The organism is Sphingomonas sp. (assembly GCF_042096255.1).
Lineage (GTDB): Bacteria > Pseudomonadota > Alphaproteobacteria > Sphingomonadales > Sphingomonadaceae > Sphingomonas.
Window position 1 is genome coordinate 1 of sequence record NZ_JBELLZ010000185.1, and the last position, 2,745, is coordinate 2,745.

Consider the following 2,745-nt stretch of genomic DNA (forward strand, 5'->3'; position numbering starts at 1 on the left):
GAAGAGAGCTTAAGTCCATGGCGAAACTGAGTTCGATCAACAAGAACGAGCGTCGCAAGAAGCTGGTGAAGCAATATGCCGGCAAATATGCGAAGCTGAAGGCGCAGGCGAACGACCAGTCGCTCGATGAGACCGAGCGCCTGATTGCACGCCTCAAGATGGCGGAACTGCCGCGCAACGCGAATCCCACCCGGATCCGCAACCGCTGCGAGCTGACCGGCCGTCCGCGCGCTTATTACCGCAAGTTCCGCCTCGCCCGCGTGATGCTGCGCGATCTGGCCAACAAGGGCCTGATCCCGGGCCTCACCAAGTCGAGCTGGTAAGGATCACGAGATGGCAGTGACCGATCCCCTGGGTGACCTGCTCACCCGCATCCGCAACGGCCAGCGCGCGCGCAAGGACTCGGTCCTGTCGCCCGCCAGCAAGCTGCGGGTCCGCGTGCTCGACGTGCTCCAGCGCGAAGGCTATATCCGCGGCTACAGCGAGGAAGACATGGGCCCCGCCAAGGGCGTCCGTATCGAGCTCAAGTATTTCGAGGGCCAGCCGGCGATCAAGCACGTCGCGCGCGTCTCGAAGCCCGGCCGCCGCATCTACAGCGGGTCTCAGGACCTGCCGCGGGTGATGAACGGCCTGGGCATCACGATCGTCTCGACGCCACGTGGCGTTCTGTCCGACGCGGAAGCGCGCGAGCAGAACGTGGGCGGCGAGGTGCTGGCGGAGGTGTTCTGATGAGCCGCATCGGCAAGAAGGCGGTTCCGGTCCCCGCAGGGGTGACCGCGAATATCGCCGACCGCATCCTGAGCGTGAAGGGGCCTAAGGGCACCCTTTCCATGCCGCTGGCCGACGAGATCACCTATGACGTCCAGGCGGACGGCATCTCGGTCCAGCCGGCGAACGACACCAAGCGCGCCCGGGCCTTCTGGGGCATGCAGCGCACGCTGGTGCAGAACCTTGTGACGGGTGTGACCACCGGCTTCACCAAGAAGCTGCTGATCACCGGCGTCGGCTATCGCGCCGCGGCGCAGGGCAAGGTGCTCAAGCTCCAGCTCGGCTACAGCCACGACGTCAATATCGATGTGCCCGAGGGCCTCGAGGTGAAGACGCCGGACGCGACCACGGTGGAGATCACCGGTGCCGACAAGCAGAAGGTCGGCCAGCTGGCCGCGGTGATCCGCGAGTGGCGCCGTCCCGAGCCGTACAAGGGCAAGGGCATCAAGTACGACGGCGAGTACATCTTCCGGAAGGAAGGGAAGAAGAAGTGACCAAGGGTCTTTCGCTTTTTGCTAAGCGGCGTCGCCGCAACCGTACCGCGCTGCGTGCGCGCTCGGGCACCCGTCCGCGGCTGTCTGTGCATCGCTCGGGCAAGCATATCTACGCACAGGTCATCGACGATGTTCAGGGCCGCACCGTGGCCTCGGCGTCGACGCTGCAGGGCCATGAGGGCAAGACCGCCAATGTCGAGGCCGCCAGCGCCGTCGGCACGCGGATTGCCGAGGCGGCCAAGGCTGCCGGCGTGACCCAGGTCGTTTTCGACCGTGGCGGCTTCCTGTTCCACGGCCGCGTCAAGGCGCTGGCCGAGGCGGCGCGCGAAGCCGGTTTGGAGTTCTAAAGAATGGCCGATACGAATGATATCCAGTCGCAGCCCGGCAATCCTGCCGCGGCTGAGGCTCCCGCCGGAGACGCCGGCGCTAACACCGACAACAACGTCGGTGGCGGTTATCAGGGCCAGGGCGGCGGTCGTGGCCGTGGCGGCCCGGGCGGCGGTGGTCGCGGACGTGGTGGTCCCGGTGGCAACCGCGGTGGACGGGATGGCGGCCGTGGCCGTCGTGACGATCGCAATCGCGACGAACAGGGCGAGGAACTGATCGAGAAGCTCGTCCACATCAACCGCGTCTCGAAGACAGTGAAGGGCGGCAAGCGCTTTGGCTTCGCGGCGCTGGTCGTCGTGGGCGATGGCAAGGGCCGGGTCGGCTTCGGCCATGGCAAGGCGCGCGAGGTGCCGGAGGCGATCTCGAAGGCGACCGCTTCGGCCAAGAAGGGCATGGTGCGCATCCCGCTGAAGGAAGGCCGCACGCTCCACCACGACGGCAACGGCCACTTCGGTGCCGGCCGCGTGACGGTGCGCTCGGCGCCGCAGGGAACCGGCATCATCGCCGGCGGCCCGATGCGCGCGATCTTCGAGAGCCTGGGCGTGGCGGACGTGGTGACCAAGTCGGTCGGCACCTCCAACCCGTACAACATGATCCGCGCGACCTTTGAGGCGCTGGGCAACCAGACCTCGCCCAAGGCGGTGGCGCAGCGGCGCGGCAAGAAGATCGCCGACCTGCTGGGCCGTGGCCATGGCGCGAGCGCGGAGACCGCCGAGGCCGACGCCGCGGCGATCGTGGAGTAAGCGACATGGCGATGATCAAGATCAAGCAGACCGGTTCGCCGATCCGCCGTACCAAGGACCAGCGCGCCACCCTGGTGGGCCTGGGCCTGAACAAGATGCACCGCGTCAGCGAGCTGGAGGATACCCCCGAAGTTCGCGGCATGATCCGCAAGGTGCAGCATATGGTCGAGGTGCAGGAGGCCTGATCGCCTCCTTCATCTTGCGCGTAACAAGCGAAAGCGAGTGCAAGACATGAAGTTGAACGAACTGCGCGACAACGAGGGCGCGCGCCACCGCCGGATGCGTGTCGGCCGCGGCATCGGCTCCGGCAAGGGCAAGACCGGCGGGCGTGGCCAGAAGGGCCAGAAGAGCCG

At 66.8% G+C, this 2,745-nt stretch carries 6 protein-coding genes and 1 pseudogene; all 7 read left to right on the plus strand.

Annotation, left to right across the window (positions count from 1 at the left end; translation table 11 throughout):
- The first annotated feature begins 17 nt into the window (after positions 1-17).
- Positions 18-323, plus strand: a complete 306-nt coding sequence (gene rpsN / locus ACFDTH_RS18065) for a 30S ribosomal protein S14 (RefSeq protein ID WP_375288939.1) — start codon at positions 18-20, stop codon at positions 321-323.
- Between the two features lie 10 nt (positions 324-333).
- Entirely contained in the window at positions 334-729 is a 396-nt protein-coding gene (rpsH, locus tag ACFDTH_RS18070; protein WP_375288934.1) for a 30S ribosomal protein S8, read from the plus strand.
- On the plus strand, positions 729-1,262 hold the full coding sequence (gene rplF / locus ACFDTH_RS18075) for a 50S ribosomal protein L6 (RefSeq protein ID WP_375288935.1): 534 nt from the start codon (positions 729-731) through the stop codon (positions 1,260-1,262). Before rpsH ends, rplF begins: the two co-directional genes overlap by 1 nt.
- Entirely contained in the window at positions 1,259-1,609 is a 351-nt protein-coding gene (gene rplR / locus ACFDTH_RS18080; RefSeq protein WP_375288936.1) for a 50S ribosomal protein L18, read from the plus strand. The genes rplF and rplR overlap by 4 nt, the downstream gene beginning before the upstream one ends.
- A 3-nt stretch (positions 1,610-1,612) precedes the next feature.
- Positions 1,613-2,392, plus strand: coding sequence for a 30S ribosomal protein S5 (gene rpsE / locus ACFDTH_RS18085; protein WP_375288937.1), 780 nt, complete (start codon positions 1,613-1,615; stop codon positions 2,390-2,392).
- Between the two features lie 5 nt (positions 2,393-2,397).
- Complete coding sequence (gene rpmD / locus ACFDTH_RS18090) at positions 2,398-2,577, plus strand: 50S ribosomal protein L30 (protein WP_375288938.1); 180 nt, start codon at positions 2,398-2,400, stop codon at positions 2,575-2,577.
- A 46-nt stretch (positions 2,578-2,623) separates the two neighbouring features.
- A pseudogene (locus ACFDTH_RS18095) lies at positions 2,624-2,745 on the plus strand (50S ribosomal protein L15); the annotation flags it as partial.